This is a genomic window from Pseudomonas sp. AK181 (assembly GCF_051122975.1).
GTDB classification, from domain to species: domain Bacteria; phylum Pseudomonadota; class Gammaproteobacteria; order Pseudomonadales; family Pseudomonadaceae; genus Aquipseudomonas; species Aquipseudomonas lactis.
Map to the genome: position 1 here is coordinate 4,554,917 of NZ_CP146348.1, position 17,991 is coordinate 4,572,907.

General features: G+C 54.6%; 17 protein-coding genes. 8 read left to right on the forward strand and 9 right to left on the reverse strand.

Translation table 11 applies throughout. The features are described from left to right. Positions 1-118: 118 nt before the first annotated feature. On the reverse strand, positions 119-2,341 hold the full coding sequence (locus tag V8689_RS20760; RefSeq protein ID WP_434520592.1) for a hypothetical protein: 2,223 nt from the start codon (positions 2,339-2,341) through the stop codon (positions 119-121). 1 nt (position 2,342) lies between these two features. Continuing rightward, a complete protein-coding gene (locus tag V8689_RS20765) occupies positions 2,343-3,500 on the reverse strand; it encodes an ATP-binding protein (protein ID WP_330525215.1) in 1,158 nt (385 codons plus the stop codon). Positions 3,501-3,733: 233 nt separating this feature from the next. Here V8689_RS20765 and V8689_RS20770 point away from each other — a divergent pair, with 233 nt between their 5' ends. Beyond that, positions 3,734-4,309: a hypothetical protein gene (locus V8689_RS20770; protein ID WP_317146859.1), complete on the forward strand. Its 576-nt coding sequence runs from the start codon at positions 3,734-3,736 to the stop codon at positions 4,307-4,309. A gap of 522 nt (positions 4,310-4,831) precedes the next feature. On the opposite strand, the gene V8689_RS20775 is transcribed toward V8689_RS20770, so the two are convergent. After that, a complete protein-coding gene (locus V8689_RS20775; protein ID WP_434520593.1) occupies positions 4,832-5,878 on the reverse strand; it encodes a DUF4238 domain-containing protein in 1,047 nt (348 codons plus the stop codon). Positions 5,879-6,240: 362 nt separating this feature from the next. Here V8689_RS20775 and V8689_RS20780 point away from each other — a divergent pair, with 362 nt between their 5' ends. Both V8689_RS20780 and V8689_RS20785 read left to right on the forward strand, forming a co-directional pair. Next, the gene (locus tag V8689_RS20780) at positions 6,241-6,615 is read left to right on the forward strand and encodes a helix-turn-helix domain-containing protein (RefSeq protein ID WP_434520594.1); all 375 of its coding nucleotides are present in this window, start codon (positions 6,241-6,243) and stop codon (positions 6,613-6,615) included. A 116-nt stretch (positions 6,616-6,731) separates the two neighbouring features. Then, a complete protein-coding gene (locus tag V8689_RS20785) occupies positions 6,732-7,070 on the forward strand; it encodes a GrlR family regulatory protein (RefSeq protein WP_434520595.1) in 339 nt (112 codons plus the stop codon). 62 nt (positions 7,071-7,132) lie between these two features. Here the strand turns inward: V8689_RS20785 and V8689_RS20790 are convergent, their stop codons facing one another. The 5 genes from V8689_RS20790 to V8689_RS20810 all read right to left on the reverse strand — a co-directional run bounded on the left by V8689_RS20790 (position 7,133) and on the right by V8689_RS20810 (position 11,748). Then, positions 7,133-7,759 (reverse strand): pentapeptide repeat-containing protein, encoded by a 627-nt coding sequence (locus tag V8689_RS20790; protein ID WP_434520596.1) that lies wholly within the window; start codon positions 7,757-7,759, stop codon positions 7,133-7,135. A gap of 54 nt (positions 7,760-7,813) precedes the next feature. Next, entirely contained in the window at positions 7,814-8,617 is an 804-nt protein-coding gene (istB, locus tag V8689_RS20795; RefSeq protein ID WP_029241171.1) for an IS21-like element ISPsy20 family helper ATPase IstB, read from the reverse strand. Next, entirely contained in the window at positions 8,610-10,109 is a 1,500-nt protein-coding gene (gene istA, locus V8689_RS20800; RefSeq protein ID WP_102619021.1) for an IS21 family transposase, read from the reverse strand. The genes istB and istA overlap by 8 nt, the downstream gene beginning before the upstream one ends. A 162-nt stretch (positions 10,110-10,271) precedes the next feature. Beyond that, positions 10,272-11,000 (reverse strand): metallophosphoesterase, encoded by a 729-nt coding sequence (locus tag V8689_RS20805; protein ID WP_434520597.1) that lies wholly within the window; start codon positions 10,998-11,000, stop codon positions 10,272-10,274. A 235-nt stretch (positions 11,001-11,235) separates the two neighbouring features. Beyond that, positions 11,236-11,748 carry a hypothetical protein gene (locus V8689_RS20810; protein ID WP_434520598.1) on the reverse strand — a complete coding sequence of 171 codons (513 nt, stop codon included), beginning with the start codon at positions 11,746-11,748 and terminating at the stop codon, positions 11,236-11,238. Positions 11,749-11,978: 230 nt separating this feature from the next. Between V8689_RS20810 and V8689_RS20815 the strand changes: the two genes are divergently transcribed. From V8689_RS20815 to V8689_RS20835, 5 genes are all read left to right on the forward strand, one after another. Next, positions 11,979-12,431, forward strand: coding sequence for a helix-turn-helix domain-containing protein (locus V8689_RS20815; RefSeq protein WP_434520599.1), 453 nt, complete (start codon positions 11,979-11,981; stop codon positions 12,429-12,431). Positions 12,432-12,978: 547 nt separating this feature from the next. Beyond that, complete coding sequence (locus V8689_RS20820) at positions 12,979-13,635, forward strand: hypothetical protein (RefSeq protein ID WP_434520600.1); 657 nt, start codon at positions 12,979-12,981, stop codon at positions 13,633-13,635. Next, positions 13,632-14,837: an XRE family transcriptional regulator gene (locus V8689_RS20825; protein ID WP_434520601.1), complete on the forward strand. Its 1,206-nt coding sequence runs from the start codon at positions 13,632-13,634 to the stop codon at positions 14,835-14,837. Before V8689_RS20820 ends, V8689_RS20825 begins: the two co-directional genes overlap by 4 nt. Before the next feature lie 215 nt (positions 14,838-15,052). Next, positions 15,053-15,823, forward strand: a complete 771-nt coding sequence (locus V8689_RS20830) for a hypothetical protein (protein ID WP_330525167.1) — start codon at positions 15,053-15,055, stop codon at positions 15,821-15,823. Between the two features lie 247 nt (positions 15,824-16,070). Further along, positions 16,071-16,388 (forward strand): hypothetical protein, encoded by a 318-nt coding sequence (locus V8689_RS20835; RefSeq protein ID WP_330525165.1) that lies wholly within the window; start codon positions 16,071-16,073, stop codon positions 16,386-16,388. Positions 16,389-16,709: 321 nt separating this feature from the next. Here the strand turns inward: V8689_RS20835 and V8689_RS20840 are convergent, their stop codons facing one another. Then, on the reverse strand, positions 16,710-17,759 hold the full coding sequence (locus tag V8689_RS20840) for a toll/interleukin-1 receptor domain-containing protein (protein WP_434520602.1): 1,050 nt from the start codon (positions 17,757-17,759) through the stop codon (positions 16,710-16,712). Positions 17,760-17,991 lie beyond the last annotated feature (232 nt).

The window sequence follows — 17,991 nt, forward strand, 5'->3', positions numbered from 1 at the left end:
TGCGTGTGAGCGCATGTGCCTCCTAAGCGAATGCTCAACACACCTTATGAAATCCATTGTTAAGGGCAATAGTGTCCGCCCATTTTTAGCGGACGCGATCACACTTACCTCAAGTTGATCACAACGGCGGTTCGTAATTTGGATCGAGCAGATACGGGATCTCTGGAAGGTGCGGCAAGAGAGTTTCGATCAAGCTAGCCCGCAGTCGGCCATCAATGTCTTTGTGCAGACGGATCTTTCCTATCGCCAACGCGATCACGAACTCCAATGCGGCTTCACCTCGCTCATGGCCATACCCTGCAGCGACACGCTTGATGATATCCCCCATCGACAAGCTGTGAGTTTCCTGAGCTCGGTAATCGAGCTCGGCAGGTAGCGCTGCGCGCAAGAACGCTGCCTGGATGACGCCATCATCAAACCGCGAGAACACATCTGGCGAGAGGAGCACTTGCTGAAGCTCGCCGGACTCCAGTCGCTTGGCGTTCTGCACCTTATCGCTATGCCGGGCATTCTGCAGAATCCAGAGGATAGTAAGGTAGATGTCAGTCGACGTCGCGATCCTCACATCTTCCGTACCGTCGACAAATGCAAAACCTCGGCTCAGAGTCATCGGTTCACTGGTGTGACTACTGGGCCAGAAAGGGTGCTGGCCAAGCCCACCTGTGCCTGCGTTATCAAACACCTCCATGCGCTGCGTTATTGGTGCTGAGAACGTGTCGACGACTGAGTGCAAAGAGTCGAGCAGACGCTGCTCTTCGGCCCAGTGATTCGTGCAGGCCAGCTCCGCCGCAGGGATTTCCATGAAGGTCTTGAAAACGTACCTGCTGTGATCCTTGGCGGGCTGGGTCAGGTTGCTCTGCAGATCCTTCATCAGCGCATAGCTGCGCCCGAAAAGTGCTCCAGTGATGTACAGCCGGGTGCCGGACTGCTGCGCGGTGCGCAGGCGACGGCTTACGCTCTGTAGGCGCGACCCACGCTCAGCAGCAGCTGCAATGACAATGACAGACCCGTCAAAATCCACACTGGCATCAAAGTTATCGAAGGACACCTTGCTCTCGACCGTCACACCACAGGACGCAAGGTACGCGATTGCCCGGTTGGCCAGAGCCTCGCTGGCCCTGTCGTCATCGTGAATGATCCAGCGGGTTGATGCGACCGCTTCCTCCAACAAGACGCGCTCAAACCACTCTACGAAGTCGTCGGCAGCTGCCAGATTGTCTTTATCGACGCACACCGTCCGAGGCCTCAGCCCTGGCCGATCATGGGCGTAGCAACTGAAAAGGTTCGCCCCCATGAAGGAGTGAAATAGTTTTTGCAGCAAAGCCGGTGCATGATCGGTTCCGATGTTCAGCGCCTTGGTTTCGCTGTGCTCTGCAACGAATCGCTCACCATGAATCCGAATCAGACGGGTACCGCCCGCTTCGCCCTCCCCCAGGATTTCGAAGTCGTCTGGCTGCTTGAGCGTGTACAGGACAGAACAGGAATCCGATGACCGCTCAAAGGAAAGGATGGTCGCTACACGCTCTGGAGGAGCGCTGTTCACTTTTACCCACTGTTGCGCGAGGCCGCACTGGGTCGAGGCAGAGATGAGGCACAAGGCGGATACCGCTTTGGGCAAAGGCCCGTCTTTGATCAGTCCCTCGTGCGAGTGGAAAGAACGAATGTTGGCGAAGCCTGGGAGCCCGAATTTCATGAGGTACATCTGCATGCACATCGCCAGGGGCAGCAAGGCAATCGTGTCCAGGTAGAGGGTATCAGGGCGAGCCGCGCCCTCGTCCGTGGCCTTCTCGATCAAGGGCAGGCATGCGAATGCCAGGTAATAAGCGTGCAACGTCTCGGACAGGAGGTCTTCAGCGCGGATGAAATAATTCGAGGCCCGAGAGGAAGGCTTTGAATAGAAGAAGCCCGCAGGCGCCTTCTTTAGGACGCTGGAGCGCTCGACGAGGTTCGTCAGACCGGCTTTGACGATGGCCCTGGACTTGTCCTTGATGAGCGTTGCCAAGCCCTCCTCGGGCCCTGAGATGTGGACATACTCAGTTATGGCGCCCTTTACGTCGTAGAACGCACACGCATAGGTGCGAGGCGACCCCGGGCCTTTGCGGCTTAGCTCCGCCATGAGCGGGGATGTTGTGTCTGCTTGCTGAGCGCGAAATTCCGCCAAGATGTAGCCTGGCATGAGAAACACCAGGAGATCGGGCATGACATAGCCGGCGAGCTGGTGCTGGAGGGCGTGCGCTGCTTGCGTCTCGGTCAGGAGATCTGGGCCGGTGAAAAACACCACCGCATGAACCGGCTTCCCGGCGTGACTTAGCTCGACTTCAAAATCCACGAGATCGAACATGTCAATTCACCGGAATGCAGATCGTGAAGACAGTGCCTTCGACAGCAGCCAGTACTCGGCCACCGAATCGAGTCGACGGTTCGAATTCCATAACCTCATCTCTTCCATGAAAGGCCTGGTGCAATGAAAGCCGCCCCGTCCGGACACGTACAAAGGCTTTCAGTTTGTTGAGTGCCTGAACAGCGTTGTGCAGGCCCATTCCCGAATTCGGAGACTGCGTCTTGGAAGTGACGTGCTTCTTGAAGCAGTCAAGCGTGGCCTCAAGTTCAGCCTCTAAGCTCAGTCCATCCAGCGATTCGACTGGTCGTTCCTCCTTGACCGTTAGCCATCGCCGGGCCAGGCCAGGCCCGCTGTCGATGACCGAGATCTCCAGGAATTCCAGTACTTCAGCTTTGACAAAACGCTTCAGAATGAATCGAGCAAGTTCTGGCTCAACGTCGGAGTACTCCAGCGCATCCTGACGACTCATCCTGTTGAGTTTGATCGAGGTGCCGCGCAACGCCTTCTTGTACTTGTTCCCATCAACGTCTGTGACCGCATGCTGGTCAGCGTTCGAGATGAGCTCCCAGAGTACGCTGCCCAGTGCAGGGAGGCCTGATCTGAGCAATGCACCTTGGTCACTGCGAGTAGTCATCAGCTTCGACGACGTCTCTACGAGCGTTGAGAACCACGTCCTGGGCTGGACTTTTGGGACGGAGTGATCGAAGTAGAACGGCTTGATGAATTCACGCTTTGCGTTGTTCACGCAGAAAAGGTTGATGGCAGTTGGTCGCGCGCCTCTCAGGTTCGAGGTGTTGCGCAGATCACCTGCAAACATTGCATCGACCAGGGGCCTGATCGCCATGAGGGCTTCTCGCCGATCAATCAGTTGATGATCCCGAGCGTGCACTTCACTGCACATGATCAAGGCAAAAAATCCAGCGGCGCTGTGAGCCAACTGCGTGATTTGGGCGATCGCTTCATCAGCAGGCGAGTACAGGTGAAGGACGGTCTTTTCGTAGGCACGGGCCCAAGTCACGATGAACTGAGCCAATGCTGCATCAACACCCAGCCCACCGCCGTGGCTCATGCTGCGGGGAAGCCTGAGGTTGGGATCAGTGCCTAGCGACTGATAAAGATCTTCAATCTCGTAAAGGTTGAGCTTTCGGCTGATTTGCATTCACGCCCTCACATTCCATCGATGACTTGGCTGCCTGGCATTTCCAGCTGCCAGCGTCGTGACCTGCCTTAGCCGCCTCAGGCCTCGCATCGGAAAGGGCGCAGGCGGAACATGCGCCGAACTCTACGCGAAGCAGCACATTTAGGCGATGATCTCAATAGCTTGCGCGCAAGGCAGCTTGTCCAGCCTGGCAAGCGTGCAACCTTACCAACGACTCAGCAAGGAGATGACAGATGACCAGTATCGAGAAAGATTTTGCAGATATCAGGCGGTTGACACCAATCGCGCTACCCGAGAGTGACCGCTATGTGTTTCGCCTGGGGGCAGCCGTCTATGGGTTCGCTTCGGTCAGCAGTTTTATGGCAGAGGTGATCTGCTATATGGATCCAGAGGCATCCCGCACCGAGCTTGAAGCCAAAATGGGCGGTCGCCTTGCAGACGCGTTTAACCAAGCGGTGACAAAGATCGAACAGTCAGCACCGGAGGCCTTCGCCGCCGGACAAGAGGCCTATGAGCTGTTCAGGACGCTCAACGATGAAAGATCGGACATCATCCATTCCTACCCGATCACCAGCTCGACCGGTAACCAAATTCTGCACCGACGCCAGAACGCTACTACACCCAAGGGGCAGGGTGAAACGCTAACACAGGCCAAACCAGCGAAGTACTTCGAGGTCACCGATGAGTTCATGGACACCTTCCTGGCTCGGCTGCACCAAGTGGACAACCACTTGTATCGCATACGCGACATCTTGTGCCCCACCGTTGAAGCCAATGCCTCGGTACCTGAGGAAAATCCAGTCTTCTGACCGGTCTGAGTCGCCTCTACGGTGACAGCGCCGATACGCATGAGCTTGGTGTTGGCTGCCAAAAGGCATGGCTTTTGTTTGGTTGATTCTTGAGCCTGATCCATCGCGACCCACACTTAATATCTGGGTGCTAGCGGCCTGAGATCGGCGCCGTTCTGCGGCAGCAAGTTCGGAGCTGACCTCGGGGTTGAGCCTGTTACCCCTAATGCAAGCGGGCTGGGCTGGGCTGCTGAAACTGCTGCGCACTGGACTGGATTGGTGCCGATGGGTATGACTAATGAGCTCAACCAGATGACCTTTGAAAGGCTTCGAAAAGGGTTCACTAGAGTGTTATGAATACCCTCCCTGCCAGTGGGGTTCACACTAGTTTGGCAATTGTTATCTGAACTCGATATCGTTGGGGCATCATAGTTGCTCTTCCCCTTTTGAGTCATTCAAGGCCCTAGGCCGCGCATGCCCCAGGGGCGCCAGCTCGGAGGATTACTGGCAGGACTCTTCCTGTCGCCCCAGGACGTACCGTTTTTAGCTCTCTCCTTGCATGAGTTTTTGAATGACCTCCTCCATGATGCCATCCACCTCGGCTTCAGAGACCCATTGAGAGTTCGAACCAATTTGATGTGTCAATTCGGTGAAGAGCGGCTTGTTTTCACTAGCGATGAAATAGTCCATGCAGCACCGAGCAATCTCTCTTGGCATGTCATAGGTGGGGGGGCCACGATAAACGCCAGTGGTACCCATGAGGAACAAGCTGGATGTCAGAGGAAGAACGACGTGTATCAAATCATCCTCCTTGTCGAGAAACGGACTGAATGCCCTCTCCCCCTTCACATGGAAGAGCACGATGGAATCACCCAGAGTTAGATCACCTGGGGCATAGCTCTCCAAGCTGTAGCTCAATGACCTGAAGCGATCAGCTCGCTTTTCGGGTGAAATTGATTCAGACATGACTCGAATATGGCTGTGTTTCACCGCGCGGGCGATCATTTGTTTATTGCTTGGCCCCAGTGCGGCAATCTGTGCTGCAGCCATTTGGATAAGCGGTTCGAAGAACTCACCCGTCAGTAGATCTGGCCGTTGTGCCAGTAGTTGCTTGAGCTGATCAGCATTTGCCACCTCTCCGATGGCTTGAGCGAAAGCTGGGGACTCCAAGTTAAGGTGGGGCCTGAGCAATTGAGAAAGAGCTTTCGGGTCAGCCATGCGCTGGAGGATGTAGCTGATGCACGCATCACCAGTAGACTCCATATTCTGTCGTACATGGCGGCTTCGAATTTCGAAGTGGGCTAGCAGATCTGCTATCTCGCTAACACCCTGCCCGTCCAACTCCCCTCGTCGAAGCCCGTCGATCAACGGGGTGAAAACCTTCTCTTCGGCCATCGTGATTTTGTCATCAAGGTCTGGCTCGGCCCCTACTGCATAGAAATGCCCTTCCATCCCGATCGCCTTGAGATTCGTTTTCCTAACCTCCCGGCGCCGGTCATACAACCAGCTGCGCACCTCACTACCGTTGCCTGGAATTCGAAATCCCTTTTGCAAAAAACGCGGTATGAAATGCTGGTAGACACCTGCCATGACCACTCCTTCGATCAATTTCGCGAAGCTACATAGGGGACAGCGTTGAAATCATGTGGCCCGTGCGGCTCATCTCGGGCGCTGAGAACAGTCTGCCAATATTACTCTTGCGGTCATCTCAATGGGGCTAAAGGGTGCTTGGCGCCAAGGAGTACAAATGTTCTCCTCCCAGCCATGGCAGGATATACTGGATGTATCGCCAGTAAATCAGCATGTCGCAAGGTACCGGAAGGCTGAAGCCACAGACGAGATTCAGCGAGAAAATGCAGTAGTAGAGCCTTTGGCCAACAAAGATCGCGCTCCTAAGCAGGAGGTTCAAGGCGCTGGTCACTGGCGGCAGGCAAAAACAAAGGAAGCTGCTCATGACACTGAAGACGTCGTTCGCCCAAGTGCTCAGGTCAATCAGGGCCGAGCGGAACATTTCGCAGCGAGATTTTATTGATACCAGTCGCACCTTTTTGTCGAAACTCGAAAGCGCGAAATCAAGCCCCACATTGGACAAACTTGAACGGATTAGCCAACGCCTGGAATTGAGCCCACTCACCTTGCTGACGCTCGCACTGAGCCTTGAACGCGGCCAGTCGGCAGCTGAGCTCATCGACCACCTTCGTGGCGAGATAGAAACGTTGGCTCGTGATGGCGTTGTACCGGGACTGAAATCCACGACCTGTGGGCATCCGACCCCATCTCAGAATTGCCAGGCTGCGCTGAGTGCGCCCGACCGAGAAGCCTTTTAGACGCTCAGGGAAGCGCTCCATGTGGCTAGAAACGCCTTGCAACAATAAGTCATTAGCCCATTTCGCATTGGATCCCATTATGCTGGGCGCTTAATTTCGCATCCGTGGAGACGCCCATGTCGCAAGGTGTGTTTGAGGTTCACTTCCGCTCCAACATCCAGGACTTCGGATCTGGTCTCGTGTTCATCAAAGATGGCAGCGTGAATGGCAGCGATGCCAATTTCCTGTATCAGGGAAAAATTCCCGCTGAATCAGGCGATTTCGAAACCCAGATTAACGTGCAGCAATGGCAAGCCGGCAACACCCATGTTTTCGGTGGTACTGGCGGATTCGTACTCGAAGCCAAGGGCACCGTCGATTACGAGAAAGGTGTCTTCTCCCTGCAGGGCTCCCCACAGGGCAATGGGCAGCTGACACTTCAGGCAAATGGTAAGCGCATCGGTGACGTAGCTTAAAGGGCATGGCGCAGCTGGTATCACGCCGGCTGCGCATGCTTCACGGTCTAAACGCTGCCCCCTCAGACCTCTTCTAGCAACCAGTGCGTCGAATCCACCTCACCAGCCATAAGGGTGCCCGTTACCTTTTGCATGCAGCTTTCGTAAAGGTTGGCATTGCGCAAATCTGTGCCTTCCAAATTCGCACCGCTGAAATCGGCCCCACGAAGGTAGGCCCACCTCAAGTCAGCGCCGGAAAGATTGGCCGCCATGAACTTGCCTTCATGCATCATCATGCCCGCCCTGCAATGACTCTCGTCGAAATAGCGAACGAATTTCGCATTGCTTAGATCAGCACCGGCGAACGACGTGCTGATCGATACCCAGGAGTCTGCGAGGACACTGCCGGCGGCAGAAACCCCCTCGAAACTCAAGAGCGAGACGCCTTTACGCTGAACCAGAAAATCGAGCAGCGGAGGGCTGAAGTCGAAATGCTCGAAAGAGACACGGTGCTTTTTGGCTGCCTCTGCCAGACCGAGATTCCCTTCCGCAGCTTCCAGCAGCGCCTGCAACTGCCGCTCGAAAACATCTGGCTTGTTGGCGCTGATTGAAAACTGACCCACCCTGCCGATTGAAAATTGACCCAGGACGGATTGCTGATTTCTGTCCCAGCAATTGTGGATAAGCTTAGCAGCAGTGGGCCGATTCAAGACGCATCAACCCCCACCGCATGTAGGCATGCAGCAGGGTATTTATGGTGCGGATCAAAATGGCTCATCGTCCTCGACATCATCTCCGTCCTTGCGCTTTCGTTCCCGTGACTTGATCTTTGTCTGGGCGGCCAAGGTGCTGTGTTGTAGGCGGTAGGACTCGTTGCCCGTTTCGACGATGTGGCAGTGATGTGTCAGCCGATCCAACAACGCGGTGGTCATCTTGGCGTCGCCAAACACACTCGACCATTCCGAGAAGCTGAGGTTGGTGGTGATGACCACGCTGGTGTGTTCGTACAGTTTGGACAGCAGGTGAAATAACAGGGCACCGCCGCTTTGGCTAAAGGGCAAATATCCCAGCTCATCCAGTATCACCAGGTCTGTGCGAAGCAGTCCCTGGGCGATTCGCCCTGCCTTGCCATCGTACTTCTCACGCTCCAGCAGATTCACCAGATCCACCGTGGAAAAGAAGCGCACGCGTTTGTTGTGGGCCGTGATTCCGGATACAGCCAAGGCACTGGCCAGGTGTGTTTTCCCGGTTCCAGGGCCGCCGATGAACACGACATTCTGCGCCGTTTCAGTGAACGCTAAGCTGGATAGATCGCTGACCAGCCGGGCATCAGCGCTGGAAGCGCTGAAGTCAAAGCCAGCTAAGTCACGGTGCATGGGGAGTTTTGCCATGTTCATCTGATGATTCACCGAGCGCACCGCGCGATCCGCATGTTCCTGCTGAAGCAGATGTTCCAGCAGCCATTTCGATGAAGCCGTCGACGCTGTTCCTTGAGAGACCAGTTCTTCCCAAGCACTGGCCATGCCGTGCAGGCGAAGTTCTTTGAGTTCAGTCATTAGGTCACGCATTGCGATTCTCCTCATCGGTCGCACGGAGCCGGTCGTAGCGTGCTGTATTGGCAACAGGCGCGACCTTGAGTTGCAGGCTGGTTTCTACACTGGGAGGTAGTGCGGTGGAGGTCAGGCGGGCAAGGACATTGAGGATGTGATCGGCGCTCAGACTTCCCGATTCAAGTACCAGCTCCACCGCCACCAGCACAGGTTCGAGCCCCGCAATTGGCACAGCAGCCAGTACCTGCATCATGATTCGATCACCGTTGGTGTGACGCCTCAGTCCTCGTTTGAGAAGCCGTAACGGTTTTGGCAGATCAGCAAATGGCGCACCGTTGCGCAATGCACCAGGCTTGCGTTCGATGAGTGGGATGTAGTGCTGCCAGTCAAAACTGACCTGATCTCGATCAAAGAGGCGCTCGTGACTGGCGATCACCGTTTCGTCGGCAATGACCACGATCCGCGAAGGGTACAAACGGCTACTGACCCACTGGCCGACGCGCTCACATGGCACTGAATAGCGATTTCGCGCCACGCTGATCAGGCAGGTGCTGGAGACCCGCACGGTACGCTCGACGTAGCCATCAAATGCCGTCGGCATTGGCATCATTTCGACCTGCTCCAGCTCTAAGACCTCGGCCACCGTCAGCCCGTTGTACTGCGGATGCACCAGTTCGCTCCAGAGCGACCGGCAACGTTGGCCGAGCCAGACATTCAGTTCCTCGAAGGTGTGAAACATGCAGTTTTGAGCATCGAGCCAGATTCGCCTCCGGCTGTCCTGAACGTTCTTTTCGACGATGCCTTTTTCCCAGCCAGAGGCCACGTTGCAGAAGTCCGGATCGAACAGATAGTGCGCGCACATCACGGAAAACCGGGCGTTGACCGTGCGCCCTTTGCCTTTGTTGACCTTGTCGACAGCCGTTTTCATGTTGTCGTAGATGCCGCGACGCGGCACACCACCCAACGCTCCAAACGAACGGGTGTGGGCATCAAACAGCATCTCGTGGCCTTGGCTGGGGTACGCAACCAACCAGAATGCGCGGCTGGCACACAGCTTCATGTGGGAGACCTGGATACGTCGAAAAAGACCACCGATCAGCAGGCCTTCTTCGCTCCAGTCAAATTGAAAGGCCTCACCGAGCGCAAACGTCAGCGGTACAAAAGCGCGTAAAGACTTGCCTTGCTCGCCTCGCCAAGAGCGCACAAACGCCGTGAGCTGGCTGTAACCGCCGTCATAACCCTCGGCTTTGATCTGCTCAAAAAGTGCTTTGGCGCTCCTGCGGTTGTGTTTTGGCCGGAACGAATCGGCCTTGAGCGCCTGCTCCAGGGTCTCGTGAAAAGGGCTGAGCTTATTGAAGGTTGCGCACCGTTGGTACGCTGGCTGAATGGCTTCGGGCGCTCTGACCCATTTTCGGATGGTGTTTCTCGACAGCCCGGTACGCTTGGCTATCTGATGCAGCGAGAGCTTGTCGCGGAAGTACATCCGCCGGATTTTCCCCAACATTTCCATGCTGATCACCCTGTGTTCTCCTGCTCGAAAAGTGAGCAGAAGCAGTTGAACACCTGGGTCAGTTTTCAGTCGGCAGAAGAGCCTCTACTGGGTCAGTTTTCGGTCAGCGGCAACAGTATTGGGGGCACATCACTCCTAAAGCACCTGGCTACTTTCGACACTTCAAATCTCCAAAATCTTGCATGAGTCAAAGCCGGTCTTTTCAGACGGGTATCCACGCGGGTTTGAGATTAGCCGGCATCGCCCGAAAGACCGATCAATCGTATGGTGGGTATGCCCGAAAATCCAGAAATCCGCCTGGTCAACCAATTGATGCCAACGATTGAAATAGGCAGCACTCAAATGCCCAGAATGCTCTGACCCAGATGCTTCAGGGATCGGGCAGTGATGGGTTACGACGACAGTCTGGCCGGCGAAGGGAATGGCGAGGTGGTCGCGGAGAAACTCGTACGACGCACGATTCAGCTCGATGAGATCTGCAGGCCGGATACGTCGGTACTCACTGCCTGTACGGATCATTCGAAAATCATTCATTTCCCGCACACACGCACTGGAGGCTGCCACCACATCCCCTGTGCCACTGAAATCTGTCCAACTCGTCGCGACAAGAAATCTGACGTTGTTCGACATCCAGACTTGGTTATCCAGGACGTGGACATGCGAGGCCGCTGCCGCCTCCATTTTCTCGCGAGTACGGATGAGATGGCCCCGGTAAAATTCGTGATTGCCACTGCAATAAATCACATCACTGCTGAACGTCTCATTTGACCACTTCACCCCTCGGTTCAGGAGGTCAATATCCCCTGCCAAAATCACGAGGTCGGTGTCGATGGCCGGAGGGATGAAGCGATCGAATTCATTATGCAAATCCGAATAAATCAGGATCTTCATTGGGAAACTCTTGCCTCCTAAGGAACGGGCCGGGGGGCATGCCTGGCACACCAAAGCACTTGCAGCGCGGCAACTATGCATGGCCTTCCTATTGACGGTTTATCGCTATATTGAATTCAGTGAAAGACCGACAGTCAGCGTTTAGCATCGGTGGCAATGGCCGCCCTGCATGGAGCAATTCCCCTGAGCGATGCTCGCTTCAGGGGTCTGTCGGCAGAAAAACCACACCAAACGTCTAGCGCGACCACCCCTCACTCACACTAATTCCTAACTGGGAAAAGTCCTCCAGCAGCCGCTTTCGACTCAAAATGGCCGGAATTTTGAAAACTTGTTTGTAAGCCTGATACAGACCAAATGGGATTAATAAAAGCCCCGCACCGAAAGTGGCAAACGAAATGACAATGCCAGCTGGGATCGAAGCGACACCGATCAAGACGCCGGCCCATAAACCGGAACGTGACAGCTCACGAACTTCATCAAGATCATATTCTACCGTGCCATTTTTGCTTTCAAACGCGACCAGCACTACGGCAGATTTATGAATGTTTTTAACAAACCATGTTCTCGGGGCATCCTGAACAAACGCACCTTTGCGCTCAAGGTATTTTGGAACGATCAGGTTTTTATAATAAAAAATCTTGCCCGACTCATCCAATAAGCGAATTTTTTTATAAAGTCGCGCGCAGTCTTGAGAAGAGTGAAAGTCATAATTTTTTACAGTAACGGTTACTTTCCTCAGCTCTGACATCCTAGCTTTCCTTAGTGCCTATCCTGTAGAGAAATAATGTACTCAGCCATAGCGCTCGCAGCACGATGGATGGAAGCACTGCCGGCACCAGGCTCCGTTGACCATTGACCCCAGACTGACAAGCTGGGAACGGAGCACTCGCAATAGCGGCGAAAACCCATACGACTCAATATATAGATTTGTCTGGTATCAGGCAAACGCGGCATACCGTCAGCTTTTGGGATGCCGCAATGTCGATCCAGGAAGGCTTCGCCGCAGCGCTGCGACTGATTCGAATGACCAAAGGGTTAAACCAGAAGGACTTAAGCGGCGCAGTCGCTGGATCGCATGTCAGTCAGCTAGAAAGCGGCAAGACATCTCCGACCGTCAAAGCAGCGGGCGACCTGGCCCTAGCCCTTGGCCTATCACCCTCAGCATTACTCGCCGTTGCTATGGCTGCTGATTCGCGAGCTACGCCAAGGGATGTGCTGCTCCAGGCCATCAGCGAACTGGAAACGCTCGGATTGGTTGATGAAATTCCCCCGGAGTCAGCGGATGCCATGGACAGCACCCACCCGACCAGCGTCCGTGCAGCAGCTATTCGCGCGCAAGTCCAAGAGCTGAAAAGCCAAGGGCTTAAGCAGATCGAGGTGGCCAAGCAGCTGGGGCTGCCTAGGACGACTGTTCAGCGGCACTGGCACTGAGCTCCGAATGGCTGATCATCTGCTTTAAGCTTGAGATGACCCACTGGTTACCTTGAGTTAGCTGCTTTGCGCTTAATCCCCTCCGAACGTGTTGCCGTTCGATGGCCTACGCCCCTCCGAACGGTCATCCGCGACGATATGACGCCTCGCTTTCTCAATCGTCGGTACTTCCTCATCCCTTGTGATGTTCCACTGGCAATATGTTGCTTTCCCGGGTGATCGCTCCAGACACCATGCGCAGTGCCTCGTGCTGCCAGCCTCCTTTCTGTGGCTCGCTTGCGGAAAAGCGCAAGGACGGAACGGCTCACATCGGAGTGCGGCTCAACAATCTCACAAGGTGCCCCCTTCAGAGCGCTCCTGATCTCCATCCAGAGCCGAGCTGGTCGTGCCTAAGTCTGTAAAAAACCTCGTTGATGCGTCCTCGATTTGCCTCGCTGGCCTAACCGACTCACCCAGGCGTCCGAAATCCGGAGAACGCCGAAAACCACTACCAACACGAAATTTTTTAGCGGTATAATCTCGCCAACCGAAACTTGAGCAACCTCATATGATCAAACCCCGCCAGTCCGCCATTCCCGAGTTGTTGATCCAGAATGTCCCTCGAAACGTCGTCATGGGTGTCGAGGATGCCTTTGAAGCGGGCGCGCTCCGCGCCTATTTGGCTACAAAAGACATGGATAAAAGTCATCGGAAGAATGCGCTCGGACAGATGCGGGCATTCCATATGAACGAGGCATTCGAGGAGACGCTGCGGGCCGCAGACGCTGTCCATACACCCCTTAAGGGAAATGGAGTCGTGCTGGGCCACGCAGGCATCTTCAAGTTCGGTCGAGTGAATATGTCTTCCACGCTCTGGAATAACATCCGGCGAGGTGCCATCCGCCGTCAGCTTGCAGAAGCGAACCTGGCCATGACTCAGCTGGTTCAACCATCGCTTTTTGCTCCGGAAGCTATCACCTCCGGTACGTTCTTTTTCGTTGCATGCTTCACCGGATCGCTCACCAATCAGCCGGAGCGCCCTGTGGAAATTCACATCGCGGTGCCGGACGCGGAAATGAAGGGTTGGCTTTTCCGCGAACCGTTGAGTAAGTTCCTGGCTCGCTACGACGAAGCGCCTAAGCAAGTCGACAAGGCGAAGCCGAAGCTCAAAACAGGTGTGCTCGAAACGGGCCTACTCGAAACAGGACAAGATACAAAATCATGAGTCGTGGAATTACAGGGTTTGAGTCGGGGCGTCTTGTACAGGCGCTTGCAGCTCGCGGCCTTTCTCAAGTCGCACTGGCAAGCATGGTAGGGGTGTCCCCCGCTACGATCAGCAAGTGGAAGAGCGGCCAGCAGTCGCCTGAGGCCGAAGCATTGGGTAAGCTCTCTCAAGTCATCAATGTGGCTCCAGAGTGGTTTACCCGCGCCATACCCGAGAAGTGCTCTCTTCCCTTGTTCCGAAGCAATGCTTCGGCGCATGCCAGCGCCCGTACGATGCTCGAAGCACGTCTCGAATGGGCTCAAGACATCGCGTTAGCCCTGGGTGAGTTCGTGGACTTCCCCGACGTAAACCTACCCACGCGCGCGTTCACGGATCCGGAGCAAATCACCAGTTCCGATATCGAGGACGCTGCGGATGAATGCCGCGAACTTTGGGGACTCGGTCGACGCGCGATACCTGATCTGGCCATGGCGGTTGAAGGCGCTGGCGTGATTTTGGTACGCGAAGAAACAGGCGTGGCGACCATTGAGGGACTATCTGCCTGGAGTCAGGTTTTGAATCGTCCGCTCGTGCTGCTTTCCGCTGATAAGCAAAACGGCTTTCGCAGCCGCTTCGACTTGGCTCACGAGCTTGGCCATTTGATCCTTCACAAGGGCATCGAGCGGTCGACTGACCCCGTTCGCCACAAAATGATGGAAGACCAAGCCCACCGTTTCGCAGGGGCCTTCTTGCTCCCAGCAGAAACGTTTGCCGCCGAAGTCAGGAGCCCAGTCACCCTGGATAGTCTCTTGCTGCTCAAGCAGCGCTGGGGCGTTTCTGTGGCTGCAATGGTCATGCGCCTTTGGGCTTTGAAGGTGATCGATGATGATGCAAAGGGCCTGCTGTTTAAACGTCGCTCAGCTCGCTGGGGAGTAAAAGCAGAGCCGGGCGATGAAGGGCGCACTCCTGAGCAACCTCGTCTTCTAAAGCGCACTATCGAGCTGCTAGCCTCTTCGGGCGTTTTGCCTGTGGACGGTGTCGCTGCCTACATCGGCCTTGCCGCAACGGATATCGAGATGCTGACGGGTTTGCCCAATGGATACCTAAGTGGCAATGCTGAAGTTGTGCATCTGGCCAAGCTTAAGGGTAACAGTGGCCCCGTCACTATTGAGCATAAGGCCCCAGAGTCAGGAGTGGTGCTCGCGTTCACTCGTCGCAGATGACTTGTCGGGAGGCCGCATGGTTTGGCCTCCACCGACAACTATATCCTCAGGGGCTGATCGAGAGGCAAGACTGTCGCCCTTCCGCTCCGGCAACTCCAATCCGAGCTTATACCTGCAGAGCCAGTGCTCTTCCGCTTCGTTTGAATCTTCAGAATAGGTTCGGATCGATCGAATTGAAGAAGGCTCAAGACCACCCCTTTCCCAAGGATGAATGCATGTCCACCGTACAGCGAATACTCCTACCCGACACCAGCCTCACTCATAGTCACATTCTGAACGCAGTAGGCGTTGCAGATCGTCTGTGTGAGGCGTCAGGAACGCGAGACGTCATTTTCCTTGTACCAGCCAAACCATCACTAACTTCTGGCTCTCTTCATCAAGCTCTAGGCGCGACCATCCACAATGCATTGGTCAAAGACAAGCCCGTGACGCTGCCCAGCGGCGCTCAGATGCGTTGCGAAACCATCAAGACGTTGCAATGGGTAACCAAGCCATCCGTGCTCATTGCCGTATTTGCCAACCAGGCCATGATGGATAAAGTCGATTCGCTGCAGGGACTGCTGGCCGTTTTGGCTGTTCCTTGGACACCGGATGCGATCGAAAACTGGGTAAAGACTTGGTCACCCAAAATGCTAGGAAAGGGTGCCAAGTCCGCCAAGCCAGTCGCAACGCTCATTGCTGACCCTATTGTTGAGCAAGCAATGAAGTCCCTGACCTCTGTGATCAATCGGGGCACCGCCGTCCTAAACGGCTCCGATGAAGATCATGCCAAACGCATCCTCAGAATTTTGCGTGCGCATGGCCATCAAGAGCCTGCAGAGAACATCAAGCTTTGGGCGATCAAGAATGGCTGGCTGCCCAAGGCAGCTGAGAGACTAGAGGTATTGGCTGAGAAGGCGTTCGCACTGCGATCGAAGCCGAAAATCGATAACCCAGATCATGCAGGGCAGAGCTATAAGCGTTGGGCTGAGGCCGCCAGATCATAACCACGAGAGATACTGATATGTGGCCTGGCTCAGCCACTCCGCCACAGAGCTTACGAGTGCCTTTACCACATCCCCGCTGGCCCGAATCTCAACGTGTTTATGAGGAAAGCTTGGCAAATTATTGTTCTATATGAAAAGGAATGAAAGTCCATAAGCTGCTGATAGTTTTCAATATTTGCTTAATCCTCAATCTGTGCTTGGCTTAAAAACGCAACATGTCCTAACCCGATTCGAGGTGCTACATCTGATGAAAAAACCACCACTGCGTCAAGGTATGGTTAACGGGCTGGTGCACGAGGTGGTTCAAACCCTTGTGGCAGTACAGACACATGCCGAAATCATCGCTGAGGTTACGCAGAGCGATCCCGCAAAGGCGTACGAAGCAGCCTTCAAAATTGCTATTGAAGGTGGCGGAGCGGAAGACCACATCCGCAGCCGGTACGAGGGCTTGAACTGCGCGGAGATTGCGGAAACGCTGGCCAGTCAGCCTTCTCGTCCAGAAACTCCAGCACCGGCATCACAGCCTAGTGCGCCGAAGCCGACTGAGTCTGTAGAAAAGGCTTAGAGATCGATTAAACACAGTAATGAGTTGCCCTCCTCCCGTCACGCCAGCCAGACTGCCAATGGGCAGTCTGGCTTCTCCATTGCATGGGTTGAGGTAAGCCTATGGAGCTCTGTACGCTTAGTGCTTACAGCCATTGGAACATAGCTGTGATCGATGCACAGGCACAAAGCTCACAGACAGGGCAGGAGCGCTGCCTCGTGTTTTTGACATGCGGGCAGATCTCCAGGTTTAGCGAGGGGATACAATTCAGCAGATAGCGCCTCCGGCGCTAGACTTCATGCCGACTTGTACCTCGGAAGGTCATTCCTTGAAGGTCATTCCTTAAAGACGGCCATCCAACTGCATCTGCCAATATTCGATGTTCCGCACCGAAAGGGTAATCTGGTGCTCTTGCTCGAAATCATGAATGAGCTCGCTGGAAGCAGACTCGATGAGTCCTCTTAATTCATGGAACGCCTGTACTACCGGTCTAATCTTCGGATGCCGCTCGTTTAGTGAGTAAACGCCAAAATCATCGCTTGTGATGAGTTCTTTGCCAGCAGCTGCAAGCAATTCTTCAGCCAAATCCCGATCATTAAAAAAATCCGCTTTAACGGGTTGTTCCAGACCTAGCTCTTTGCACACCACAAGCGAGACGCACTTAGGCAGTTTTTTGAGTAACGAGCCAACTGCCAACTCGAACTCTTCGAGCTGCTCTAACTCGCCCATTCGAGCATGCTTGATGGCAGCGACATCGCTTTTATCTTTAGCTTTTTCAAGTTGTTTAACCAACTCTTTCAGATGAGTCAGTTCACCTTCTTGATCCCGTATATAGGTTTTTGCATCAGCCAGCTCTTCCACTACCTTGGCATGAGTTGCTGGCAAAACCTGACCGGGTGCAGGCAGCTGTTCAAGGATCTGGGGCAAATTGTCCAGGAACACATCGCGCTTTACCTCCCAACGGGCAGTTCTGCCTGCTTGGAGCGTAAGCCTTGAGATAAGCTGATCTCTGAGCTCGCTTAGGCGCCCAGCATCGTCAATTGCTGTTAGCTGCGTCCCCACAAGCACACCTTTGACGTCTTCATACGTCAGTGGCTTTACCAGCAAGGGAAACAATTTGTGCGACATCGCCCAGGTGGCACCCAGCTCACAAAGACAAAACTGTGAGGCCAAGTAATTCGGAGTAATGAGCGCGATCACTGCCTGAGGGGACTGGATCTCCTGCTTGATATGATCGACAAAGTCGACACCGCTGGGAATGCCCATGCTCTCCAATGATGAGCAAAAGATAGTACTTGCGGACACGTCCAAACCTAATTGCAGCAGATCCACCACAGCATCTGCGAGCGCCTTGTCCTTGACGGCATGGCTAATGAAGATTTCGTGCGACAAAACGCTTCTCCCTAAGCTTGATGATGTAGCTATTCGGCCTGATGCTGAAGCCTCAGTCGCAAATCTATCAGAGTCGCTGCGGCGGATGAAACCAAAACAATGCCTGGCGTGAGCATCCCTGCAATGTGGTACACATACGGATCAATCCGCCACCTCACGCCGCATCCTGCGTGGTGATTCGGCAGACTAGCAACAACCCCAGTGCACTTGTTTCGCGCCACAATTTGACACC

What these genes read in the sequence shown, in the direction of transcription:
- V8689_RS20835 (WP_330525165.1), top strand. Translation starts at nt 16,071, where the DNA reads ATGAAAAAACCACCACTGCGTCAAGGTATGGTTAACGGGCTGGTGCAC.
- istA (WP_102619021.1), bottom strand. Translation starts at nt 10,109, where the DNA reads ATGGAAATGTTGGGGAAAATCCGGCGGATGTACTTCCGCGACAAGCTC.
- V8689_RS20805 (WP_434520597.1), bottom strand. Translation starts at nt 11,000, where the DNA reads ATGAAGATCCTGATTTATTCGGATTTGCATAATGAATTCGATCGCTTC.
- V8689_RS20820 (WP_434520600.1), top strand. Translation starts at nt 12,979, where the DNA reads ATGATCAAACCCCGCCAGTCCGCCATTCCCGAGTTGTTGATCCAGAAT.
- V8689_RS20770 (WP_317146859.1), top strand. Translation starts at nt 3,734, where the DNA reads ATGACCAGTATCGAGAAAGATTTTGCAGATATCAGGCGGTTGACACCA.
- V8689_RS20785 (WP_434520595.1), top strand. Translation starts at nt 6,732, where the DNA reads ATGTCGCAAGGTGTGTTTGAGGTTCACTTCCGCTCCAACATCCAGGAC.
- V8689_RS20825 (WP_434520601.1), top strand. Translation starts at nt 13,632, where the DNA reads ATGAGTCGTGGAATTACAGGGTTTGAGTCGGGGCGTCTTGTACAGGCG.
- V8689_RS20760 (WP_434520592.1), bottom strand. Translation starts at nt 2,341, where the DNA reads ATGTTCGATCTCGTGGATTTTGAAGTCGAGCTAAGTCACGCCGGGAAG.
- V8689_RS20810 (WP_434520598.1), bottom strand. Translation starts at nt 11,748, where the DNA reads ATGTCAGAGCTGAGGAAAGTAACCGTTACTGTAAAAAATTATGACTTT.
- V8689_RS20830 (WP_330525167.1), top strand. Translation starts at nt 15,053, where the DNA reads ATGTCCACCGTACAGCGAATACTCCTACCCGACACCAGCCTCACTCAT.
- V8689_RS20815 (WP_434520599.1), top strand. Translation starts at nt 11,979, where the DNA reads ATGTCGATCCAGGAAGGCTTCGCCGCAGCGCTGCGACTGATTCGAATG.
- V8689_RS20765 (WP_330525215.1), bottom strand. Translation starts at nt 3,500, where the DNA reads ATGCAAATCAGCCGAAAGCTCAACCTTTACGAGATTGAAGATCTTTAT.
- V8689_RS20780 (WP_434520594.1), top strand. Translation starts at nt 6,241, where the DNA reads ATGACACTGAAGACGTCGTTCGCCCAAGTGCTCAGGTCAATCAGGGCC.
- V8689_RS20775 (WP_434520593.1), bottom strand. Translation starts at nt 5,878, where the DNA reads ATGGCAGGTGTCTACCAGCATTTCATACCGCGTTTTTTGCAAAAGGGA.
- istB (WP_029241171.1), bottom strand. Translation starts at nt 8,617, where the DNA reads ATGCGTGACCTAATGACTGAACTCAAAGAACTTCGCCTGCACGGCATG.